General features: G+C 70.4%; 18 protein-coding genes and 2 pseudogenes. 12 read left to right on the top strand and 8 right to left on the bottom strand.

What is annotated here, in order from left to right; genetic code table 11:
- The first annotated feature begins 284 nt into the window (after nucleotides 1-284).
- From J2S46_RS00600 to J2S46_RS00570, 7 genes are all read left to right on the top strand, one after another.
- The gene (locus J2S46_RS00600) at nucleotides 285-2,030 is read left to right on the top strand and encodes a DUF8841 domain-containing protein (RefSeq protein ID WP_191294723.1); all 1,746 of its coding nucleotides are present in this window, start codon (nucleotides 285-287) and stop codon (nucleotides 2,028-2,030) included.
- Nucleotides 2,030-2,455, top strand: a complete 426-nt coding sequence (locus J2S46_RS00595) for a hypothetical protein (RefSeq protein ID WP_191294722.1) — start codon at nucleotides 2,030-2,032, stop codon at nucleotides 2,453-2,455. The genes J2S46_RS00600 and J2S46_RS00595 overlap by 1 nt, the downstream gene beginning before the upstream one ends.
- A 719-nt stretch (nucleotides 2,456-3,174) precedes the next feature.
- Nucleotides 3,175-3,462, top strand: a complete 288-nt coding sequence (locus tag J2S46_RS00590) for a hypothetical protein (RefSeq protein ID WP_229913439.1) — start codon at nucleotides 3,175-3,177, stop codon at nucleotides 3,460-3,462.
- A gap of 507 nt (nucleotides 3,463-3,969) precedes the next feature.
- A complete protein-coding gene (locus J2S46_RS00585) occupies nucleotides 3,970-4,488 on the top strand; it encodes a hypothetical protein (RefSeq protein ID WP_191294721.1) in 519 nt (172 codons plus the stop codon).
- A gap of 514 nt (nucleotides 4,489-5,002) precedes the next feature.
- On the top strand, nucleotides 5,003-5,626 hold the full coding sequence (locus J2S46_RS00580; RefSeq protein ID WP_191294719.1) for a DUF6000 family protein: 624 nt from the start codon (nucleotides 5,003-5,005) through the stop codon (nucleotides 5,624-5,626).
- Between the two features lie 249 nt (nucleotides 5,627-5,875).
- The gene (locus tag J2S46_RS00575) at nucleotides 5,876-6,271 is read left to right on the top strand and encodes a hypothetical protein (protein ID WP_191294718.1); all 396 of its coding nucleotides are present in this window, start codon (nucleotides 5,876-5,878) and stop codon (nucleotides 6,269-6,271) included.
- Between the two features lie 205 nt (nucleotides 6,272-6,476).
- Entirely contained in the window at nucleotides 6,477-7,004 is a 528-nt protein-coding gene (locus J2S46_RS00570; protein ID WP_191294717.1) for a hypothetical protein, read from the top strand.
- A gap of 35 nt (nucleotides 7,005-7,039) precedes the next feature.
- On the opposite strand, the gene J2S46_RS00565 is transcribed toward J2S46_RS00570, so the two are convergent.
- Nucleotides 7,040-7,411 carry a hypothetical protein gene (locus J2S46_RS00565; protein ID WP_191294716.1) on the bottom strand — a complete coding sequence of 124 codons (372 nt, stop codon included), beginning with the start codon at nucleotides 7,409-7,411 and terminating at the stop codon, nucleotides 7,040-7,042.
- Nucleotides 7,412-7,918: 507 nt separating this feature from the next.
- Here J2S46_RS00565 and J2S46_RS00560 point away from each other — a divergent pair.
- On the top strand, nucleotides 7,919-8,212 hold the full coding sequence (locus tag J2S46_RS00560; protein WP_191294714.1) for a hypothetical protein: 294 nt from the start codon (nucleotides 7,919-7,921) through the stop codon (nucleotides 8,210-8,212).
- On the opposite strand, the gene J2S46_RS00555 is transcribed toward J2S46_RS00560, so the two are convergent.
- The 4 genes from J2S46_RS00555 to J2S46_RS00540 all read right to left on the bottom strand — a co-directional run bounded on the left by J2S46_RS00555 (nucleotide 8,178) and on the right by J2S46_RS00540 (nucleotide 11,439).
- A complete protein-coding gene (locus J2S46_RS00555) occupies nucleotides 8,178-8,513 on the bottom strand; it encodes a hypothetical protein (protein WP_191294713.1) in 336 nt (111 codons plus the stop codon). The two genes, J2S46_RS00560 and J2S46_RS00555, sit on opposite strands and share 35 nt — an antisense overlap.
- A gap of 16 nt (nucleotides 8,514-8,529) precedes the next feature.
- Entirely contained in the window at nucleotides 8,530-9,102 is a 573-nt protein-coding gene (locus J2S46_RS00550; protein ID WP_191294712.1) for a suppressor of fused domain protein, read from the bottom strand.
- Nucleotides 9,103-9,352: 250 nt separating this feature from the next.
- The gene (locus J2S46_RS00545) at nucleotides 9,353-10,891 is read right to left on the bottom strand and encodes an ISL3 family transposase (protein WP_442358315.1); all 1,539 of its coding nucleotides are present in this window, start codon (nucleotides 10,889-10,891) and stop codon (nucleotides 9,353-9,355) included.
- Between the two features lie 29 nt (nucleotides 10,892-10,920).
- Nucleotides 10,921-11,439, bottom strand: coding sequence for a hypothetical protein (locus J2S46_RS00540; RefSeq protein WP_191294488.1), 519 nt, complete (start codon nucleotides 11,437-11,439; stop codon nucleotides 10,921-10,923).
- Nucleotides 11,440-11,810: 371 nt separating this feature from the next.
- On the opposite strand from J2S46_RS00540, the gene J2S46_RS00535 reads away from it, so the two are divergent.
- Complete coding sequence (locus tag J2S46_RS00535) at nucleotides 11,811-12,632, top strand: DUF4190 domain-containing protein (RefSeq protein WP_191294487.1); 822 nt, start codon at nucleotides 11,811-11,813, stop codon at nucleotides 12,630-12,632.
- Between the two features lie 633 nt (nucleotides 12,633-13,265).
- Here J2S46_RS00535 and J2S46_RS00530 read toward each other — a convergent pair.
- Nucleotides 13,266-14,261 (bottom strand): YrhB domain-containing protein, encoded by a 996-nt coding sequence (locus tag J2S46_RS00530; RefSeq protein ID WP_229913397.1) that lies wholly within the window; start codon nucleotides 14,259-14,261, stop codon nucleotides 13,266-13,268.
- Between the two features lie 355 nt (nucleotides 14,262-14,616).
- Here J2S46_RS00530 and J2S46_RS00525 point away from each other — a divergent pair.
- Nucleotides 14,617-14,826: pseudogene (locus tag J2S46_RS00525) on the top strand (transposase); the annotation flags it as partial.
- Between the two features lie 169 nt (nucleotides 14,827-14,995).
- Here J2S46_RS00525 and J2S46_RS00520 read toward each other — a convergent pair.
- Together J2S46_RS00520 and J2S46_RS00515 are read right to left on the bottom strand one after the other, a co-directional pair.
- The gene (locus tag J2S46_RS00520) at nucleotides 14,996-16,339 is read right to left on the bottom strand and encodes a hypothetical protein (protein WP_229913396.1); all 1,344 of its coding nucleotides are present in this window, start codon (nucleotides 16,337-16,339) and stop codon (nucleotides 14,996-14,998) included.
- Between the two features lie 119 nt (nucleotides 16,340-16,458).
- Nucleotides 16,459-18,039: a right-handed parallel beta-helix repeat-containing protein gene (locus tag J2S46_RS00515; protein ID WP_191294486.1), complete on the bottom strand. Its 1,581-nt coding sequence runs from the start codon at nucleotides 18,037-18,039 to the stop codon at nucleotides 16,459-16,461.
- A 666-nt stretch (nucleotides 18,040-18,705) separates the two neighbouring features.
- Between J2S46_RS00515 and J2S46_RS40745 the strand changes: the two are divergent.
- Both J2S46_RS40745 and J2S46_RS00505 read left to right on the top strand, forming a co-directional pair.
- Nucleotides 18,706-18,877: pseudogene (locus J2S46_RS40745) on the top strand (LysR family transcriptional regulator); the annotation flags it as partial.
- A 217-nt stretch (nucleotides 18,878-19,094) separates the two neighbouring features.
- Entirely contained in the window at nucleotides 19,095-21,512 is a 2,418-nt protein-coding gene (locus tag J2S46_RS00505) for a sigma-70 family RNA polymerase sigma factor (protein ID WP_191294484.1), read from the top strand.
- Nucleotides 21,513-22,069: the final 557 nt, after the last annotated feature.

The following is a 22,069-nucleotide window of genomic DNA, read 5'->3' as shown; positions in this document are numbered from 1 at the left end:
TGGTGCCGTCTCGCCGCCGCCCCGCAGGCCCAGCCCGCCCCGACCCCGGTGGCTGTGCAGGCCCAGCCCGCTCCGGCCCCCGCCCCGGCCGTCCCGGCTGAGCAGCCGGCCCCCGCTCCGGTCGCCCCGGCACCGGTTGCTGCGCCCGTCCCGGTCGTCGCCACGCCGTCCCGGCCCGCAGCCGCTCCGGCTCCGGCGGTACGGTCCGGCCAGCGTCCGGCCGCAGGCCGTACCCCGTCCCGCCCGACCCCGGCACGTCCGGCAGCTCCGGCTGCTGCTGCCCGATGGTCGCGCTGGACGTCGCCGAGGACGGCACCTGGGCGCTGGACGTCCCGCAGGTCCCGGCCCCGGCCGGGCCGAAGCTCACCGACTGGTTCGCGTGGCTGGGCACCGGCCTGCCGCTGCGCATCGAGCGGGCCCATCCCTCCGGTCGTGGCGGGGACGGCACGGTGGTGCTGACCACCGACGCCCTTAAGCAACTGGGCCTGCCCGCCGCATTCCCCACGACGGAGAAGGCCGTGGCCGCGCTCCAGATGAAGCTGGCGAAGGCCGCCGCCACCGTGGGCATGGAGGTTTCCGACCAGGTCGGGCCGAGCTTCCACGTCTTTCGCCGCAAGGGGTCGGCCGGCGGCCCGAAGACCTCGGTGCGCATCACGGTCGCGCCGTGGCTCGGGCAGGGTGACGGACGCCAGCAAGCCACCAGCGCCTTGGCGATCCCGCTCGCCACCGCGCCCGACGGCACGAAGGACGCTCTCACCTTCGCCCGCCGCCTCCGGGCCTTCACCACCGACCTCGGCGTCGCCCCCGGCGCGACGACCGCCACCACCAGGATGCGGCTGCTGGAGGCGGTGCGCCCCAGGGAGGAGTGGGTCAAGGACGAGGCGACGGGGGAGTGGACCTCCTACTTGCGTGAGGGCGCCCTCACGAAGGGCGACCTGTGCGTGCCGCCGGCCGCCGGGGCCCGCCACCCGCTCACCCGCGAGCTGCTGTCCCGCGGTGAGGCGGTGTGTGAGGAGGAGGACTACAAGTGGTGGGCCCGCGAGCTCACCGCCGAGGAGGCAGGGCGGTCCTTCGCGGTCGCGGTCGACGTATGCGCGTCCTACCTGTGCGTCACCGACTCCCTGCGCCTGCCCGCAGGCCCGCTGAAGCTGGTGGTGAACCCGGACTGGAACGGCGGCAAGACCTCCGGCCTGTGGTGGTGCGACTTCACCACCACGCCGGTCGACGAACTGCTGCCGCACCCCGCGACCTTCCACGGCCGCCCCCCGACCGGGCCGGGCTGGTACGCCACCCCCACCGTCGCCTACATGGCCACCACCTACGGCTTCGACCCGGCCACCATCACCGAGGCATACCTGTCCACCCACACCGTCCCGCTGCTCAAGGAATGGACGACCCGCATCCGGGCCGGCTACAAGCGGGCCTACGCCGACCTCGGCCTGACCGACGGCCAGGCCCCGCAGGAGTTCCTGGCCGCCTACACCGTCCACAAGGACGTCGGCGACGACCCGGTCCGCGCGGACGCCCTGGTCCTGGCCGGCCTGTACAAGAACATCTACAAGGGCGGCATCGGCAAGTGGGCCGACTCCGCCCGCCACCTGGACGACCCCACCTGGCTGGAGAAGGTCGCCGCCTCCTGGTCCTACCGGCCCGAGATCCGCTTCCACATCATCGCCGCCGCCCGCATCGCCGCCCACCGCTGCCTGCGCAAGACCCTCCAGCTGACCGGCCGGGCGCCCTTCGCCGTCAACGTCGACTCCTACCTCTACACCACCGACCACCCCACCCCGCTGGAGCTCCTCCCGGCCAAGGACGACGGCACCCCCGTCCCCGGCGCGCTGCGCCTGGGCATCGCCCCGGGCAGCCACAAGCACGAGGCCTCGATCCCGCTGCAGGCCGCCGTCGAGGCGATGGGCGGCCGTGAGCACCCCTCCAAGCTGGTCCACCACTACGCCACCGACGCCACCTACATCGGCCCTGACCTGGCCGGCGCCGACAGCGCGAACGACGAGCAGGAAGGCGACAACTGATGGCCGGCAAGCTCCGGGGGATGTTCGGGCGGGTCCGCGAGACGCTCTTCCCTTCCCGTCAGGCTCCCGTGCAGTCCACCACCCAGGCCGGCCAGGTCCGCGAGCGCAAGTACGGCGGCAGCACCAAGGCCATGGCCGCCGCCTACGGCGTCGCACCGCGCACCGTGCTGCGCTGGATCGACGGCACCCGCCACCCCACCAAGCCCGAGCACGAACAGCAGCTGCGGCGCGAAGCACTCGACGTGCAGACCACCGAGCGCGGCCGCGAGCGCAAGGCCAGGCAGTTGTCCATGTCAGCACGCACACTTGATGCTCCGTTCGGAGTGATCACACGGGGGAGCGCGCGGCAGGCTGTGAGGCGGTCTGCCGGGCGGGGCTTCCCAGGGGACGGAGAGGTAGATGACAGGAGGTCAGGTAGCGCATAGCGCGGTGTTCGGCCCGCTGGCGGACGGTGAGCCACCGGCCCCGGGGGAGAACCCCGCTGGGGAAGGGCTGGCGGGGTTGATCGTCGCGGTCCTGGAGTGGGTGGGCTGGACTGCTGGCATGGGAGTGCTGGGACTGCTGGCCGTCCTCGCCGGGGGCGCGTGGATGTGGGGCCGGGCGCCGAAGGCCACCGGCGAGGAGAGGCGCCGGGTCCGACAGGGCGGCGTCGTCCTCGCCAGGCCGAGATCCTGCGGGCGACGGACGGGCCCGGCGAAGCCGCGTACGACACCATTCCCACCGGCGCCGAGGTCACCAATTTCATGAATATGCGCGTCGCCCAGGAGCTCAACGCCGCAACCTCACCACAGAACCGTTCCGGTCCACCCTCCGAGCCCCTACATGGTCAGCGGTGGGCGAGGAGAGCAGCCCGGAGGGGGCTGAAGACCACCTCGCTGCGCCCCGGGCACGGCCTGGCCATCTACCCTGCAAACTTTGGCCACATACGGTGCACAGTCACAATCCCGCAGACGGCTGTGCCGGGACTCGATAGTTGGCCAACGGGACAGCCTTGTTGGCCAAACCGAACAGGTAGTTGGCCATGGGCCCAGAGCCTGGGCAGGCTGCGGGTCGTTCGAGAAGGGGGTGGTGGTGGCTCCCGAGGTGCCTGGGCCGGCAGCAATCCCGGTGGCGGCCCGTCGGTCGCGGCTGCGACCCTGGGGCCGTGACTGCAACGCTGCCGGCCGGATGGACCATCGAGCGCGTCCGCGCCGTGTCAGGAGACGAGGGAGCGACCATGCTCTCCCTGGACCGGCTCGTGGTGACCGAGCTGGCGGGGCAGGTCAACAATGTACCGCTTCAGCCTGAAATCATCCTTGGCTTTCACGATCTGTGCTTGGTCAGAGCCGAAGGTGACGACGACTGGCACATGGGACAGTTGGATGCCGAGGGATCCGTGATCTGCTGGGCCTCCTACGGCTCTGACCTCGGTGAAGCTATCCAGGGACTTTGAATCAACGGTTCCACAACGCGGTGGCCAACTACCCTGTCCCGTTTGGCCAACTACGGAGTCCAGGCACACATCCCGTACGCGGCTCCGCACGGCTACCGTGGGAGCAGCGGACCTCCGGGTATCCGGGCGGGCCGGTGAGAGGCCGTCAAGGTGCCGCTGGACACCGTGCCGGGCCCGGTTGCGCTCCCGGTGGCATTCCCGGTGAACCTCCCGGTGAGGCACCAACCCGCCAACAGACCTGTTCCCCGAGGTCAGCGCCCGTTTTCCGGCCCCCGCGAAAACCCCGGCAACCCCCCCTGTGCCCTTGTCTTGGTAGTTGGTGGTGGCGGTGCTGGGGCGTGCGGGGTTTGCGCGCTCCAGGGCCGCTGAGTGGCCCTTCCCCTTTTTCCGGCCAGTCGGCCGCGCCCGCTCGGTGACCGGGCAGGGTTGATGGGCGGCAACGCGGGCTGTCGGTGCCGTGAGGTATCGAAGAACACCGAAAGATCACCAACCCCGGGGGCCCACACCATGACCAACCCGACCCGAGACACGACACCGAAGCCGGAGCCGACGCCCGACCCCGCCCCGCCGTCGGCGCCCTCGCCCGCGCCGAAGAAGAGGCGTGTCAACTTCCCCGCCTCCGCCGCCTACCCCCACCGCTCCACCGCGCCGCTGCGCGGCAGGGTCCTGGCCGTCCTCGGCGTTCTCAAGGTCGCCTCCCCCAACCAGGTCTGGCGCTTGGCGGTGCCGCACCACAAGCGCTCGGGCAAGGCCTACGAGGCGCTGCGGGACCTGGTGGAGAACAAGCTGGTGGAGCAGCGCGGCACCACCACCGCCCGGCCCGGGGCCTGGGCAGCCGCGACCTTCCGTGACGGCCAGGACGTCCACCGGGTCCGCCAGTACGGCGGGCGCCGCCTGTGGGACGACTTCGAACACCCCCTCGCCTGGTGGCACGACGCAGGCGAGCCCGGCATGGACCGACTCGGCCTCACCCTCACCCCCGACGGCTGGCACACCTGGCTCGACGACCCCGCCCAGCCCATCTGACCGCGCGTACCCTCCCAGCGCCCTCGTCGTTGACCACCCCGAGCACCTCGACCAAGGCACGCGACTGCACCTGCTTCACACCGCCCGGCACGTACACCCCCGCGACCCGGGCACCGCACGCTGAAGCCAACCGAGCCCGTGACGAGGGTCGCCCACCTTGACAGGACGGCCGCTTCGGGTGGCAGGGCACCGACCCACGAAGAGCCCCACCCCGGCTGCTGAGGTTCGGCGGACCGACGCGGCCCAGGGCAGGCCGAGCTGGAACGCCGCCGGAACACCCGTCCGCCGCCTTCCCACCGTCGGCCTTCACTGCCCCCCGAGCCCGTTCGGGAGACTGATCACCGACGCAAGGGACCGCGGTTGGGAGCGGGAGATTGAGCGCCACCAGCGCATCGCCGACCCCATCGCCAGCCTCCTCGACGACCTCGGCGAACCGCACGACGAGCCCGCCGAGTGAACGGTGCAGCCGAGAAATGCACTGGTCAGAGAGTTTTGCACAGGGCAGGATGCAGCCATGCGCTTCGTCCACGAGGACCCCGAGTTGCAAGCTCTTGTCCACCGCTACGTCACGCCCGACCGGCGCTACCTCAAACTCGGCGGCAGCCTCGGTCGCATGACCGGGCCTGAACGCGCCAAGTTCACGCGGGCGCTCGGCGAGGCCGCCGCCGACATCACTCCACGTGAGCTGACCATCCTGCTTGAGGGCGGGTGGCGCGAGCGCAAGACTGCTGCCTGGCTCATCGCCGTCGCCCGCAGAACCGAGTTCCGCGAACGCCTCGGCGAACTGCTGCTTGCCAGCGAGGTCTGCTTCGCGGGCTCGGCTTACTCCGTCGCCCTCGCCACCTTCGGCACCCCTGCCGACGCAGACCTGTTGGCCGCCTACCTCGATCGCTACCTGCGACGCCCCGACCTCTATTACGACCAGACAGCCGCTATTGGCGCACTCCTGCACCTCGACGCCAAGCTGGGTGCCAATCGAGCAGTCCGGTTTCTGACCCCAGGCGGCCTCTGGCACCAGTGGATTGACGGACCACCTCGCAAGGAGCACCACGGCACGCCGGACAGCTACCGGGAGAGCATCAGCCAGTTCTGCGTCGTCGCCGATGAGAGCACCGAGCACTGCACGGCGAAGCACTGATGAGGCTGTCCTCGGAAAGGGTGACACCTGATCGAAGGAACCCACCGCCGCACAACTCAAGGTTGTCCAGACCGCACCTCACACCCCGCGTCCGCCGCTAGGGTGCGGCCACCAAGGAGACCAAGGGGGACAGATGGCGGAGGACCTGGGGGAGTTGGCGTCGTGGTCGCCCTGGGCGCCGTGGCGGACGGCCCTGGGCGTCGCACCGACCGGCCCAGGGTGTATCTCGCCCGGCAAGGTGCCGGGCCGGTGGTCTACGTCGGCATGGGCGGCGAACGCAAAGGGCAGGGACTGCGAGGCCGACTGCACAAGTACGCCGGCGGCCTGGCTTCCGGGCTGGCGGAGGCCGCGCTCGACCAGGCCCTGGCCGACCCCACCTGGCTGCAGGACCGCCTCTCCGAAGCCCAAGCAGGCCAGACGGCCCGGATACGCGAGTGGGGCCGCGCCGCGCTCGACCGAGCACGCATCGAGCTGTGCTGGATCACCACCGCCACCACACAGGACGCCAGGGCGACAGATCTTCCTTGCACTGCACGACCAGTACCTGTGGAACCGGAGCCGACCCCGGCCGCCGGGCGCACCGTCGACCCGCCGAACCCAGCGCCCGGCCCCGACACCCCCCTCACCGCCGTAGTTCAAACTTGACCAACGCGGCCGGCAGCAAGCCACCAGCCACGACCTCACCTCAGCCCGGTACCTCGGCGACAACCGTCCACGGCAACCGCAGCCCGGTCAATCGCGCCAGCTGCTCCCCACTGAGCCGCACCCACCACCGCGGTCCCTCGACTCGAGAGGGCCCGTGATTGCGCTCCCGCAGCCGGCGCCGCGCCCCGGCCCCGATACTGGCCGGGTGCCCGCCCACACCGAGACCAACATCCGACTACCGCACTGCGCCCTCGACGCCCTGGCCGCCGTCGCAGCGCATCGCAGCACCTCGCGAGACGAGACGCTCCGCCAACTCCTCGCCAAGCACGTCGAAGAACAGGAGAAGCTCGACCCCGCCGACCGTCTGACCCACATCTCCACCGTGCTGCGCTACCCGCCGCCGCGCTGGCGCACCGACCCCAGGCGCGACGCACCCGTGCGGCTGCGCGCCCCCGCCGCCCTGCTGGAACGGGCCCCCTCCCTCTCGCTGACCCTGCCCGGCCAGCACGAGCGCGCCCACCGCGGCTACCAGAGCCGAAGGCTCACCGACGCCGTCATGACCGCCATCGCGCGCGCCAAATACTTCACCGACGAGTTCCTGGACGACCTGCACCCGCTGCTGCGCCGCCGCGCAGCGCTCGGCCTGTGGCGGCTGACCACCGACCCGGCCGTCCGGGGCTGGGATAGGTTGGGACATCCGCCTCCCAGCAAAACCGCGGCGACTCGCCCATGAATGGCCCAGCGGCGCTTTGGGCGGCGGCTGGCGACCTACTGTGCCGGTGTGCGTATCCGTGGACTGGCCTCTGGCGCGATTGCTGTCTTCGCCGTCCTCGCGATGGCTGGCTGCGCTTCGTCCGGTGGTACACCCGCTCCCGCGTCGAACAGCAAGCCCGCGGCAGCCACCACGGCAACGACGTCACCGGCCGGTACGCCCGCCACGACACCGTCTTTCACCGCCTCTGCGGCCGCGTCCGCGACGGTGGTGCCCAGCAGTGCGGCGGCGAGTGCTCCGGCGGTTGTCGTCACTCCCTCGCCCGCAGCCGTCACCGTGACGCCCAGCCGTCCGGCCGTCACCGCCACCGCCGCCTCCAGCCGTCCGACGGCCAGCAGCGGTGCCGGGGCGGGCGGGACGTGCAGCATCAAGACCAACGCGGGGAACTGCTACAAGCCGGGCGAGTTCTGCCGTAAGGGCGACGTCGGGCGGTCCACAACCGACGCCCACGGGCAGCCGATCACCTGCACCCGCGATGACGCCGGCTCGCAGCCGCACTGGCACTGAAGCTCCGTCTGCCAGCCCGATGGTGGGTCGCGGTGTCTCATGGCCGCCGGCGTAGGAGAGCGTCAGCTGGCCGCAGCCGGGGCGGCGCGGTGACGGTGCTGCCAGACTGGTTGATCATGAATGCCGAACACCGCCGCCCGCTGTACGGCCCGTTCTCCGAGCCCGCCGCCGCCCCCGTCTTGGCCGACGGGGGGCTCGCCGTCGAGCGGGCCCCAGTCCTGGAGCCGGCCTCTGACGACGTCGCCGCCCCTGCGGTGGCGCCGGGCGGGCGCCGCCGGTTGGTGTCGGAAGCCCTCGCTGGGCCGGCCGGATCCGAGGGCTGAGTGCGCCGTGGTCTTCGGGACCTTCGCCGAGAAGTTGGACCACCTGTGTTCCATACGGTCCATCCGGCCGGCCGCGGCCCGTACATCGTCCAGGAGATCTCCGAGGCGATCGGCGCCGGGGCGGCCGAGGGCCGGGGGTTCTCCGCGAGCGCGATTCAGAAGTTTGCGGTCGGCCGAAAGACGAATCCGACGATGCGCACCGTTGTACGGGACCTGGCCGTCGCCACGGTCGCGCTGTCGCCGGAGAGCCGCGACCTGGTGCTGGCTGTCGTCGTGCGGCTGTCCGAGCTCGAAGCGCTGGCCGCTACGCCCCCGCGGAGGCGAGGGCGCTCTCGATGACCGAGCACAGCACGGGCAGGTCCCGCCCAGGGTCGTTGAGGATGGTGCTGGGTGCGGTGGTGGCGATGGCGCCGACGGCGAGCAGGGCGAGCTGTTCGGCGCGGCTGAGGTCCGGGGCGCTGCCGGCGTCGGTGGCGCCGAGGACGACGTAGGCGTCCAGGCAGTAGCGCAGTTCGGTGCCGATCTCGCCGTCGCTGGTGGGGAGGATTGCGCGACCCATCACCTGGCGCACTGCGCCGGCGAACAGCTGCAACACCTGCCGGTGCCCCCGGTCGTCCTGCCGGGCGGCCGACCACGACACCCGATCCGCTCCTTGGCTACAGCTGCAGTGGGGGGCGTGCGGGATCGAGGAGGTCGGGGTCCTGGTGGGCAAGGGCTTCTTCGAAGGCCTTCCAGCCGCGGGCGCGGATGAAGGCGGATTCGTCCTGGGTGATGGGGATCAGCCAGACGATGACCACTTCGCTGCCGTTCTCGATGGGAACGGAGGCGAAGTCGTTGTCGAAGTGGACCGGCAGGGTGGCGTACAGGGCGGTCATGGCGCCCCCGGGCAGTGGTACGGGCAGCGCAATGACGTCGCCCCGCAGGACCGCTGTCCCGCCCGCCACCACCCGCCCCGCCACGTACTCCAGCACCTGCGGGAAGTACCCGTAACCCGTCGGGCGACTGTCGTACTCGCAGACCATCAGCTCCAGATGAAAATGCTTGTCTGTGGCTGGATGATGCAGCGGCGTACTGAACAGGCCGATCGTTGCGAACGCCTGGACGCCCGCTATCCGGCCCCCACGGAAGCAGGCCACCTGGGGGGTGCCCGGCGCCGCACCCTCCGAGGGGGACCACGCACCGAGCATCCGCCCGAGACGCTCCTCAAGATGGTCCATGAGCTGCGTCACGAGGTACTCCTGTCCGACCTCCGGGCATTCGGCCCCGGCGGGAATCGATGGTCCCCGGACAGTAGCGGCCACACCTCGTGCCGTCAGCCGGCGGCCCCGTCAGGCCGGGGACGAGCCGCCAGACCGGCCGGTGAGGCGTTCCACATAGCTACCACCGCAGATACCACCGCAGCCAGTCCCGTAGGTCGCCCCGCAGGTACCACCGTAAGTACGGCCCTGTCCCGTAATCGGTGGTAGCGCTGGGTGATGATCACTGGAGGAGGATGCGGTGGCGGAGCAGGGAGAATCCGGCTCGGCCGTGCATCTGTCTCGTGATCCGTTTGGTTCGCGTGTTGACTCCCTCGGTGCGGCCGTTGTGGAACGGGAGGGTGAGGCCGGCGTCGACGGCGGCCCGGTCGAGTTCCAGGCCGTTCGCGAAGGAGTGCAGGTGGGGCAGGTCGACGGAGCGAACTGATGTGATCCAGTCGGTGAGCTTGGCGTCGTTGCCCTCGGGCGGCACCAGCAGTTGCGCGAACTCCTCCGTGAGACGGGCGAGTTCGGTCATCTCGGAACAGCTTTGGGTGAGCTCCCTCAGGAGGGCGGTGTCCTTGTCTCGCAGTTTCTCGGGACGGGTGAGGAGGAGGCGGGTGAAGCGCCGCGGGGTGGTGACGGGCCTGTCACCATCGGCGCGGCCCTGGGTGACGTAGCGGACCAGGAGGTTCGCGCTCCCGGTGTAACCGAGCTCCCTGATCTCGCGCAGGAGGTGGGTGACGGGCACCGCGGGGTCCTCGGCCCTGCGCCGGCGCAGGTGGTCGCGGTAGGGATCGACCAGCGTGGGTTTGCAGCGGGGTGCCCGGCGGTCGCCGGTGGGCTCCTTCATGCGGGCGTACCGCTTGACGGTGTTCAGCGCGACGTCGAGGCGGCGGGCACATTCGAGCAGCCCGACGCCCTGGCCGAGCAGCTTGTGGACCTGGTGCCGGCGTTCGCGGGTGGTCTGCTCGCGTACGCCTCCGGGCCGGGTCGGGTTCACGGCGGTGGCCCAGCAGGCGGCGTGAGAGCGGATCTCGGCCAGGACCTTGCCACACAGGTTGCTCCACAAGTGCCATCTGTCGCTGACCTGCACCGCTTCGGGGAGGGCCTGGCGGATCGCCTCGCCGTAGGAGCCGGAGCCGTCGCGGCAGACGTACTCGGCCCCGGGGTGCTCGCACAGCCACGCGACCAGAGTCTGGGTGGTGCGGTCGGGCAGGACGTCGATCCGCTCGCCGGTCTCGGCGCCGATGAGCACGGTGGCGTAACGCTGACGCCGGCGCAGGGCGAAGTCGTCGACGCCCAGCACGCGCGGGACGCGCAGCCGCGGCACCGACTGGCGCATGAGCACGCGCAGGGCGGTCGAGCGGGAGACCGTCGCAGCCAGGACGTGGGAGAGGCGAGCGCCCGCCCGGCCCGCTAACTCCTTAACGATCTCACCGAGTTGATCGGCGAGACGGCGCGTGCGCCGCTGGTAGCGTTCGATCAGGCCGGGGACCTGCTCACGGAACGTCTGGCGCGGGCAACCCAGAACCGGGCAGGTCAGGCGTCGGACTCGCACCGACACCACGACCCGCCGACCGTCCACCGGCACATCCGCGACCACTCGATGGTGGAAGCCATGCACGTGCGGCGTCGGCTGCCCGCACGCTGGGCACGGCACAGGCTCGTCCTGGGTCCGGGCTGACACCCGGATGACCTCGCCCTCGTCCACCACGTCCTGGACGACCAGCGCCGACAGCCCTGAAAACACTATTCTCACAAGCTCGTTGGCATCTCGCACGTAACAACAACGACGACCGTCACCCTTCGTTACCACCGAATACGGGACAGAGCCGTTGGCTGGACACACCCTGCGCCAGCGAGCGCGATTCTGGTGTGCCAGTGGCCGTAGCCGGTCATGTCCCACACCCGCTCGCGTTCCCCGCGGTCGCGGGCGGCGTCGCACAGCCGCTGTTCGGCGTTGCGCTGCTCGCTCGCGTCGGCCAGTCGGGGGCGCAGGTCCACGGCGAGGTCGATGTGCAGCAGCGGCTCGTGGCCGGGTTCGGCGTACGGGCCGACCGCGCGGATCGACTTTACCCACCAGAGTGTTGAGTCGGGGTCGGTCTTGACGGCCTTGCGGCGGCTGCGATCACCTTGGCGACCAGTGCGTCGGCCCTCTTGCGGGTGGACGGTTTGCGCCCCGAGGTGTGGGCCAGGGTTCGACCGGCTGAGGTCAGCGCGGTAGTCGTGGTACTCGCAGTCGTCGGTGCGGCAGTCGTAGCAGTGCCGGCTCTCGTCAAGGTCATCGGGCGTGACCAGGTACCCTCCACGACTACCCAAGATCAACATGCCCGCAGGGCGGGACGAACGAGAGGGCACCAGTTGCCACCGTGTACGGAGGCTTACCAGCCTGTGCGCCAGGGGCGGCACTTGTTGCCGGGCCCGGCCCGCCCCCGCTGTAAAACCCCGCGTGCCCGCAACTACTGTCACCTGCTGCTGAGCAGAGGGTGGCATGGGTGACGGATTCCCAGGTCAGATGCGTGCAGACCGTCACCCTCCCCGGCCGTCCGCACCGTCACGGCCATGGTTCCGCGCAGCGGGCCGGCGGCCACGTGGGTCAGGGGTGTGCCCGGTGCGGCAGGGGCGACGCGGTGGAGATGTGCTGATGATGTGACTGATACGTTCGTCCCTCCGATCACGGATCACTCGAAGGACCGCACGTGACCACCCAAGCCCCGCCACCGGAGTCCACCGACCCCTGGCACGCCCCGGCACCGGCTGCGCCGAACCCGGCGCCCGCCCCCGCCCTCTGGCCGCCGTACCCGGGGCCCGGTCCTGTGCCGCGGAACGGGCTGGGCGTTGCGGCGATGGTGCTCGGCATCGTCGGCATGGTGCTGGCACTCACGCTGGTCCTGTTCTGGTTCGCCTGGCTGCTCGCCCTGGTCGCGGTGGTGCTGGGGGTGCTCGGGCTGCGGCTGTGCCGCCGGGGTGCGGCGAACAACCGGGGCGCAGCGATGGCCGGGGTGATCCTCGGGGTGCTCGCGCTGCTGGTCTCGAGCGGAGTCGGCACCTTCATGGGAGTGTCGGTATACCGGTCCGTCCAGGCGGACCGGGCGGAGCAGCAGCGCCGGGCGGCCGACGAGAAGGCCCGTCAGCTGACCTTCGGTCAGACTTACACCACCGCGGACGGCCTGAAGATCACCGTGGCCAAGCCGGAGACCAGGGCTCCGCGACTGAACGTCCTTCCCACCGAGTCGGGCGTGCAGGCGGTGCGGGTGGTGGTCACGGTGGTAAACACCACGGCCGAGCCGCGCACCATCCACCCGGGCATGCTTTACCTGAAGGGCCCGCACGGCGATGCCGAGGACCTCTACGAGGGGCCCGGGAGCCACATGTCGATCGACGGCACCCTGAAGCCCGGTCAGCAGGTGGTCGGCAATCGCACCTTCGCGCTGCAGCCCGCCGACTTCGGTCAGGTCCAGGTCGAATTCGTCCCGGACCGGGCCACCTACCTGCCCGTCCGGTGGACCGGCGCGCTCTGAGTCGGCGTCCCTGGCTTGGGTCAGCGCGTCGGGGCGGACGACCTCGCCCGGGAGGCCGGAGCCCAGGTCCGCTGGTTCAGTCGGCACGGCGCCCGTGCTCGAAGGCAGTCACGCTGGGTTCCGCGGTGTGGGGATCCGAGGGTGTGAGCTGGACGGAGGGAGTCGGGGTGACCGGTCAGACGGTGAAGATCGCGGTGCTCTGCGAGTGCGGTCACATGGCGGTGCGGCGGGGGCGGATGTCCTCACCGCGCTCGCAGCGCGCCGCAACTGCAACCCGGCGCGCCGTCACCGCTCCTACCCGCGCCGTCACCGCTCCTACCCGCGCGTCGTCAAGCGGGCCCGCCACAACTCCTGGCGGGTGAAGAGGACTTCGGATGCAGGCACCCGCCATGCGGGGCCACCGAGCCTGAAGTTCGCGACAATCAGGACAGCCCCGTCCACCACGTCAGGATCAACTTAAGCTTCGTGGCATCGGCTCTCTTGGCCCCTCCCGAGAAGGGCCAAGAGCCGGGGCTACGTAGCCTTCCTGAGGTCAGGTGGCCGGGCTGTTGCAGTGGAATTGCTGGTTAATCTGCTCGGCTGTCATGACGCCTTTCCTGGTCCAGTCCTGTCCGGGTTCCAGTTTGGCCGCAGCTACCTTCTCCGTGTCGGCCACGTCGCCCGCACTCGCACCGCTAGCGATTCCGTAGTCGACTTCCAGTAGCTTCGGAAGGCTGGTCGAGGCGTTGAACACCTGCCGCTCCTCGAATCCCTCGGGGGCCCAGCCGCGGCTGTCGTGAACGTGCCGAGCAGCATGATGGGCGAGCCGCCCGACCAGCCGCCGGCCCCGACCAAGGAGGTGTCGCCCTGCTGGACGGCGAGGGTGGCGGTGGAGCCGAGCTGCGGCGGGCTCTCGCCTTCCACCGTGACCTGGACGGGGTTGGTCTGTCCGGTGACGGGCTCGGAGAGCGAGGCGCGGTAGAGCGGGCCGAGGGGCTCGGTGATGTCGAGGCCGTCGGGGGTGTAGGTGGTGCGGGAGTCGAGGAGCCGGGCCCGGGCGGCGGATTCCGCCGACAGGTTCAGCTCCGCGGCTTCGCCGGCCGCCTGGTCGAGTGGGCTGCTCAGATCCTCGGCCGCGACCTGGAGATCGTCCGCAAGGACCCCGACCAGCGCGGCTTCCAGGTCCAGTCCAAGCGGTGGGCTGTGGAGCGCACCTTCTCGTGGCTCAACGGACTGCGTAAGGCTCGCCAGCTCGTCCGACGGTTCGGCTCCGTCCCGAACGGCCGTGACGTAGGCTCTTGCCTCCTGCGGACGCAAACGCGGGGCATGCTTTCGCAGGTGTCTCATCGCAGCCACGACCCCAGTGGACTCTACGAGTGCGCCGACCGACGAGGCCAGTGGATCCGGCTGTCTGATGCCCTTGATCTGTCGGAGGTAGAGATCCTCCCAGTCCTCCGCCACCCACGTGGTGGCGGGGATGTGATGGATGCTCCCGTCCTGCCGGTCCACCAGGTAGGGGCCGCTGCCGACGAGGTTGTCGTTCAGATCGCGGCTGCGGGCGTACTCCGCGGTGTTCCAGAAGACGAGCCAGCCGACCGCGTGCTCTGCACGTGGCAGACGGCAAGTTCGCGGTCTCCTATCCACGCCCACGTCAGCCGTTCCCTGGCCAGCAGCGACGCAACGAGCTCGACCGCACCTTCCTTGGTGATCACCCCCTCATCATTTACCACAGGGCAACCAGGTTTCCGGTGCTGAGATCTCAAATACGGTCTGACTGAGCGTTTCGCCCTTAGAGGTAGTGTTTTGCGGTATTTTGCGGTTCGCTCGGTGACGTGTCTGCAGGGACTGATGGGACCGTGGTATGTATGAGTGTCGCCTGCACATGGAACACCGCCTGAACTGCGAACTTCCTCCTGTCTCATCCCAGGAAGCCGGGCTGGGACACACCGTCCTGCCACCGCCGCGGCCTCTGGGCAGAACGACAATCCCGCAGTATGCCGTCATCATGACTGATCGTCGACCGTATCCGAGTGACTTGTCCGACGCCCGCTGGGCCCTGGTCGAGCTCACCCTGACCACCTGGCGCCAGGCCCGCACCGCACGCGCCCTCGCGTTCGGCCGGCCACCCGAGCACGAGTTGCGGGATCTGCCGGACGCGATCCTCTACGTCGACCGCACCGGCATCCTCTGGCGCTACCTCCCGCACGACTACCCGCCCCTTCTGTGGAATCCGACCTGTCAAGTGGCGTCGAAGAACCGCCTGGTCGATATGTGCTGGCCGCTAGGGTCAAAGGCCGGGAGACTCATGTGCTGTGAACATGGGGATCTCTGGTTTCGAGCCGTCCTTCCTGATCGGGGTCGACGCGATTCGGCAGGCGCACGGATCACGTCTGGCGACGCTCGCTGGTAGGCGTCTGACGGGGCTCGCACTGGTGCGGTTCGCCGAAGACGGGGACTGGTTTGCCGACTGCCCGGTGGTGCTGGACTTCGACGGCATCCAGGTGGAGGTTTGTCACTCGCAGCTCGACCTCCTCTCGATCGGCTGGGACACGATCGACACCATGGTGACCATCACCGGGTGGGAGTGGTCCGAGCTCACGCCGCAGTGGTCTCACAGTGATGAGCGACTGGAGCCGTTCGTCGGTCAGGAACTGCGAGAGGTCGCGCTGCTTGAGTGGCGGCCAGCAGACCGTGATCTGGCGGCAGGAACCGTGGCAGTGGAGTTCGTCTTCGACAGTGGCTGCCTGCGGATTATCAATGGCCTGGACGAGAATCGCATTGAGGTCGGTGCGGCCCACCCGGATTACGTCCGACACGGGCTGAGCGGCTGAACACTGCTGCCCGGTCGGTCTCCGGTTGATCTCGATGACCGGCAGCAGGGTTGCCTGCTGATCTGCCGGGGAGTGGGACCAGCGGGGGGGGGTGGGGACGTCGGTGAGCCGCGCCAGCAGCTGGTCGAGGGCGGTTTGTCCGTCGACGGCGGCGCGTTCGTCGTCCGTCAGTGGGATGGCCGCGAGCATCTTCTGCAGGTTCTCCTTGGCCTCCAGGAGCTGGCCCTTGCTGGAGGCTTTCGGGGTGTAGAAGTCGCAGCGTGCGCAGGCCGTGCGGTGCTGGCACTGCTCGAAGAAGGTGTAGGTGCACCGGCCGTGGCCAAGGTCGTAGTACTGCCAGGGGTCGCCGTTCGCGGCGGCGCCGGAAGCGACGGCGTCGCGGTCGACGAGGACTTCGACGGTGCGGACTTTGCGGGCGAAGTAGCTGGCGTCGTTGTAGGCCTTGGCCAGCGCGTTCGGGGTGATCTTCGCGTAGTGCGCGGTGGCTTCGGGAGTTCGGTGGCCGAGCCATCCTGCAGTTCGAACAGGGTCATGGGTTCCTTGGCGTTGTAGGGCTGGCTGGCGATGGTGGACCGGGCCCGGCAACTGGTGATGTTGCCGCGGACGTCGGAAGTGGGGCGCCGGCTTTCTCCAGAGCATGGGGATGATCGTCTCGTTGATGTAGTGCTTGGAGACCCGGTGGGCGCGAAAGGCGAACAGGAAGTCCGCGCGCTCGTTGGTTTTCGGGTCGAGAATGGCGGGCTGGTCTGGTCGGACCGCCTGCCAGGCCTCGATCGCAGCTCCGCGCGGCGCAGCGCAGCAAGCTGGAGTGGCTCCCGCCGGCCGCGGTGCGCCGTTTGCGGAGATCAGCGTCGTTGTGGAGGTGATCGTTTTGGACGGCGGGACGTGGGTGTTCACCGTTGTGAGTGGACTGTCGGTGCGAGGGCGCTTGGTTTTCTACCTGTGGTTTGCGTGGGTGCGGCTGCCTGGGGGTGTTGCGCCAGGTTGGGGCAGTTCGTAATGCGGGGCTGCTGTGCTCAGCGGCGGCTGCGGCCGTGGCTGGCGGCTGGCCGGCGGCGGCGGAAGATCACGAGGACGGCGATGCCTCCGGCGAGGGTGGCGGCCGCTCCGATCAAGGGGGCCGGGGTAAAGCCGGTCTGGGCGAGCAGGCTTTCCGCGTTGGGCGTGGGTGAGGAGGGGATGCCTGGTACGGCTCTGGCGTCGCGGTTGGTGCCCGCAGGGGTCGTGGTGGTGGAGGCGGCAGCCTTTGGGGCGGGCCCGGAGGCCGATCCGGAAGGTGTTTCAGCGATGGCGCCGGCGGCGGCGGTGCTCGCGTACGCGCCGCGGTCGTAGGCCTGCCCTGGCGTGCGCGTGGCTCCGGTGATGTCGCGGGGGACGGCCGCGAATGGGGTACCGGTGCCCAATGCGGGTGATCCCGGGCGCGGCCGGAAGTCGGCGGTGGCCGGATCTGTCGTGGGGTTCAGGAGCTTGGGGTCGGCCACCTGGTCGTGTGGCCCGGTCGTCTGCGGGGCGGTTCCGCCGGAGTAGAGGTTGTAGTCGTAGGTGACGTCCTGGTTCTGGGAGTTGCTGTTGGTGGGCAGGCCGGGGCGGGCTGCGGCGATGTTGTTGAGGATGCGTACGTCACGGCTGTAGGCCCCGAAGATGTTGGCGTACTTCAGGTGCGGGGAGGCGGAATTCTGGTAGGCCGTGTTGTTGACGATGTCGACGTGTTGGGACTTGAAGGCGTGGATGCCGGATCCGCCGTTGTCGAACACGACGTTGTCGGCCACCAGGGTGCGTCCCTGGTAGTCGTCTCCGGTCCCGGCCGGTTTTTCCTTGTTCGTGTCGATGATGATTCCGTTGCCGTCCGAATAGCAGTCGCACTGGCTCCATTTCACCTTGGTCTGGTTGCCGTACACGGTGTTGCCGGTGATGCGGATCTTGTAGGTCTGCGGATCTCCGGGGCTGGCGTCCAGCGCGCGCAGGACGGAGATGCCGCTGGTGGCGTAGTGGGTGTACCAGGAGTTGTCGTGCACCCGGTTGTCGCGGACGGTCACGCCGTCCGCGTCGATCGCGCTGATGCCGCCGCCGGGACAGCCGTGGAAGTCGTTCCCGGCGATCTCGACGTCGTGCGGTATCGGCCCGTCCTGCTTGTCCCGGCGGACGGTCAGGCAGTTGGTGTTGTAGCGGGCGTCGTCGGACAGGGCGTGGTGCTCGGCCGCGTCCAGGGTGAGCCGGGGTGCGTTGCCGGCGATCTCCAGCCCGGTGACCTTGATGTACGAGGCTCCGAGGACGTTGATGGCGTCCCAGCTGGTGACCGGGCGTAGCACCGGCTTGCTGCCGGGGTATGCCTGGTAGGTGATCGGCTGCGTGGCTGTTCCGGACCGGGTGATGAGCAGCAGGCTGCGGCCTTCGGCCGTTTCGTCGTATGTGCCGCCCATGATTGACACGGTGTCGCCGGGGAGGGTGCGGTCGGCGGCCTTCTGCAGTGTCCTCAGTGGGGAGCCGGGCGAGGTGCCCGCGTTGTCGTCCGAGCCTGAGGGGCTCACGTAGTACGTGGCGGTGGCTGCGTCGGCGGGGCCGGCGGTGACGTACAGCCCCAGGGGCGTGATGAGCACGCCGAGGAATGTGGCTCTGCCGATGAGTCGGGTTCGGTTCACGGGAGGGGAGCGCCTTTCGCTACAGATGCGGTGGGAGGATCACGCCGGTGTCCGGTCCTTGGGAGTCCGGGTCGTGCGACGCGGGTCGTCCAGGAATGCGTCGACCGTAGTGCCGTCCTGGGCCGCGTTGGCGCCGATCGGGCGATGGGCGTGCGCTCTGTGGTGGTTCGGTGCGTCGCGATGCCGGTGCTGAACAGCATTTATATCCGTGTGTTCATAAAGTGAGGCGGTCTGTTCAGACCGAATTGCGATCAATGGGGTCGGTCGTACGCGTCTGAGATGCGCCGGCCCCGCGGCCCGTATGGGGTCCGGCCGGCGCCGTTGCCCGTGCAGCGCCCTGGTCCCTCACCCCGGCCGGCGGCGGACGCGTCGGGGTCTGTGGTCTGGCGCCGTCGTCCTGTCGGGCGGCCGGGCGGCCGATCCCGCCCGCCCGAGAACGATCCGGTGTCCGCCTCGAAAATGTGTTACGCCCACGCCCCCTCCCGGGGTCTGCTCCGACGAAGCCCGGCGCAGGCCGGCCCGAAGCGAGGAGACACGATGGCCGCACCGAACCCCCGGCGTCCCGCGCCCGCACGCCACGTCCTGAGCGCGCCACGCTCCGAGCATGCGCTCGACTGGGGTGATCTGACGGCCTTTCGGGCGGTCGCCGAAGAGCTCAGTTTCACGCGGGCGGCAGCGCGGCTGCGACTGTCCCAGCCCGCTCTGTCCCAGCGGGTGCGCCGGTTGGAGAAGGAGCTCGGTGCTCGGCTGCTGCAGCGCACTACCAGGACGGTGGCGCTGACTCCGGCCGGCCGGGCACTGGTCGGCTGGGTGGTGAGCACCGAGAACGCCTGGGCCGAAGTGCGCCAGGAGGTGGCCTTCCTCGCCGGCCGGCCGGGTCCTGCGCGAACGGTGGCCCCCGCTCTGGCCGGCGTTCGCGCGACCGTAGGGTGAGGCCCTCGCTGCCGGACCCCCGCATGTCCCGTCCCCCCGCACCGACCGGCAAACGCCTGGACCCCAGAGAGACAATGGCCGTGAAATCCCTCGACGACCCCACCACGTCGGCGCTCGCCCTGGCCGCCCAGCAGGGTGACCAGGCCGCACTCGACCGCCTGCTGCGGTCCTGTCTGCCCCTGGTGTACCACCTGGCGGCCCGCGCACTGGCCCCCGACGACGCCGACGACGTCGTGCAGGAGACCATGATCCGCGCGGTGGCCGGGCTGCCGGGACTGCGCAAGCCCGACCGGTTCCGGTCATGGCTCGTGTCGATAACCATCCAGGAGACCCGTCGGCGCGGCACCAGGCTGAGCGAGCAGCGCCGGCGATTCACCGAACTCGACCCCGACCGCTGCGCCCCGCCCGTCGCGGCCTCCGAGGAGCAGGCCGTCGAGGGCATCCACCTGAGCGACGAGCGCCGCCGGTTCGTCCGCGCGGCCACCTGGCTGGACGCCAGGGACCGGGAACTGCTCGACCTGTGGTGGCTGGTACAGGCGGGGGTGCTGGAGCGGGCCGAACTCGCTCCGGCGCTGGGAGTGTCGGCCGGACACGCCCGCGTCCGGATGCAACGGCTCAGGAACAGGGTGGACGCGGCACGGCGGATCGAGGAGGCGCTCGAGGCGGCCGCCCGCGACGGGGGCTGTCCGACGCTGGGCGGCATGGTGCGCTCGTGGGACGGCGAGCGTTCCTCGGTGTGGCGCAAGCGGTTCACCAGGCATGTGGACGACTGCGGGCAGTGCCGGTCCCACGCGGCCGATCTCCTGCCCCCGGAACGGCTGCTGGCCGCCTTGCCGCTGTTCGTCCCGCCGGTGCACCTGACGAGCGGGCCGGGTGCCACCGCCGTCGTGGCGGCGGCGCAGTTCCCTGGGCCGGCCCTGCCGCGCGGCGGCCTGCGCGGCCTCCGTCACCTCCTGAGCGTCGAGTCGGGCAGGTCCGCGGCTCTCGCCGCGGTCGCGGTGGTCGTGGCCGTCGGCGTCGTCACCGCCGTGGTGACGCACCCCTCCGGGCACCCGCGTACCACCCCCTCGACCGTTCCGCGTCCCGTAGCCCCGACGACCGCCCCGGGGGTGACCGGCTCGCCGGAACCCAGCGCCTCCATAGCCCCTCCGAGCCCGGTTTCCCCGTCCGCACCACCGTTGGCGCCGTCGCCGGCGGGCGTGGGGGCGGGCAGTGGCGGGCCGTCGTGGACGTCCGCCCAGATGCCACCGACACAGGGAGGCCGCTACCTGTACGTCTCGGCGACCGGCGACGACCGGGCCGCCGGCACCTCCCGCGCGACGGCCGTCCGCACCCTGCAGCAGGCCGCCACTCTGACCAGGCCGGGTGACACCGTTCTCGTCGACGGCGGCCGGTACAGCGCCCCCGGGAAGCCCAACGTGCTGAACATCGACACGTCGGGGACCCCGTCGCACTGGATCACCTACGCCGCCTACCCGGGCACCCGCCCGGTGGTGCTCGCCACCGGCTGGCAGGGCATCCACGTGCACGCCTCGTACGTCACGGTCTCCGGCTTCACCGTCCGCGGCAACTCCCCGGATATGACGCCCGCCCAGCGCGAGGAGGCCGAGCACGGCAACACGAGCGACCCGGCCGTCAACGGCAACTGCATCGCGGTGGACGAGCAGAAGAGCGCCGACCCGCCCCGGCGGCCGCACCACGTCCAGGTCTGGGGCAATACCGTCACCGACTGCCCGCTGAACGGCATCTCCGCCCATCTGGCCGACTACGTCACCGTCTCCTACAACATCGTCGCCCGCAACGCCTGGTACTCCCCTTACGGCGGCAGCGGCATCTCCTTGCACGGCAGTTGGAACTCCGACGGCGCCACCGGGGCCATCAAGATGGTCGTCGAGGGCAACGTCGTGCACGACAACAAGAACACCGTTCCCAGTGCCGTCAGCGGATTCACCAAGATCACCGACGGCCACGGCATCATCGTCGACTCCTCCGAGAACCAGGCGTTCCGGGGAGCCCCCCTGTACCAGGCGGCCTACACCGGCCGGACCCTCATCGAGAACAACGTCAGCTACGGCAACGGCGGTGCCGGAGTGGCCGTCTTCGACAGCGGCAACGTCGACATCGTCAACAACACGCTCTACCACAACGCCCGGAGCGCCGAACTACGCTTCGAACTGGCCCTGATCCAGGCCCACGACATCACCGTGGCGAACACCGTCGCGGTCCCCGCCCCCGGTGAAGTGGCCGCGCACGTCCCGGCCTCCGCCGTGCGGGTCCGGCTCACGGCCAACCTGTTCTGCGGTGCGGCGGAGAGCGGCGGCGCGGGCGGCGGCGGGGCCCCGGACCCACGCTTCGTCGACCCGGGCGGCGCCGACTTCCGCCTGTCGTCCGGCAGCCCCGCGATCGACGCCGGCTTCGCCGAAGCCGCCCCCGCGGACGACGCCGACCGCCTCCCCCGGGACGCCCCGCCGGACCTCGGCGCCTACGAGCACCGTTGACCCCGGTGTTCCGGCCTGCTCGGAGCCGCCGCGAGCGCCGGCCGCCGTCCGAGTGTCGGTGCCGCCAGGCGGCCGGCTGCCCCCCGGACGCCGGCGCGGGCCGGCGGTCTGCGCGTGGCTCGACGTCGAGGCCATCGCCCGAACCACCCCCACCGCCGAGGCCAGCTGGTGAGCCACCCCCACCACCGAGGCCAGCTGGTGAGCCACCCCAGTGCGGTCCCCGGGACGGGGGCGCTTCACCAGAAGACCGTCACCCGCCCCCAGCGCCGCCGGGCTTCCCGGGCACTGCGACGCCTGCGTCCTGACCGGCCACCGGAGCGCCCACCGGACCCGTCGCCAGGCCACCCACCTCGCCCTCGCGGCCGCCGTCCTCGCCGGGCGGATACGCAAGGCCGGAGAACAGGTCCGGTTGTGCGCTCCCCCTGGCAGCAGCCAACGGCAGAGCAGACACACGCCGAAGGCCACGGCGGTGCGCACGCCGTAGGTGGTGGCGAGGTCGTTGCCGGTGGGTAATGCTTCGCCTCCGGCCGCAGATGATCTCAGTGCGGGCGCGGTCG

It is taken from the genome of Kitasatospora herbaricolor (genome assembly GCF_030813695.1).
Classification (GTDB): domain Bacteria; phylum Actinomycetota; class Actinomycetes; order Streptomycetales; family Streptomycetaceae; genus Kitasatospora; species Kitasatospora herbaricolor.
The sequence above is the reverse complement of the archived record's forward strand: the minus strand, read 5'-3'. Positions and strand labels throughout refer to the sequence as shown.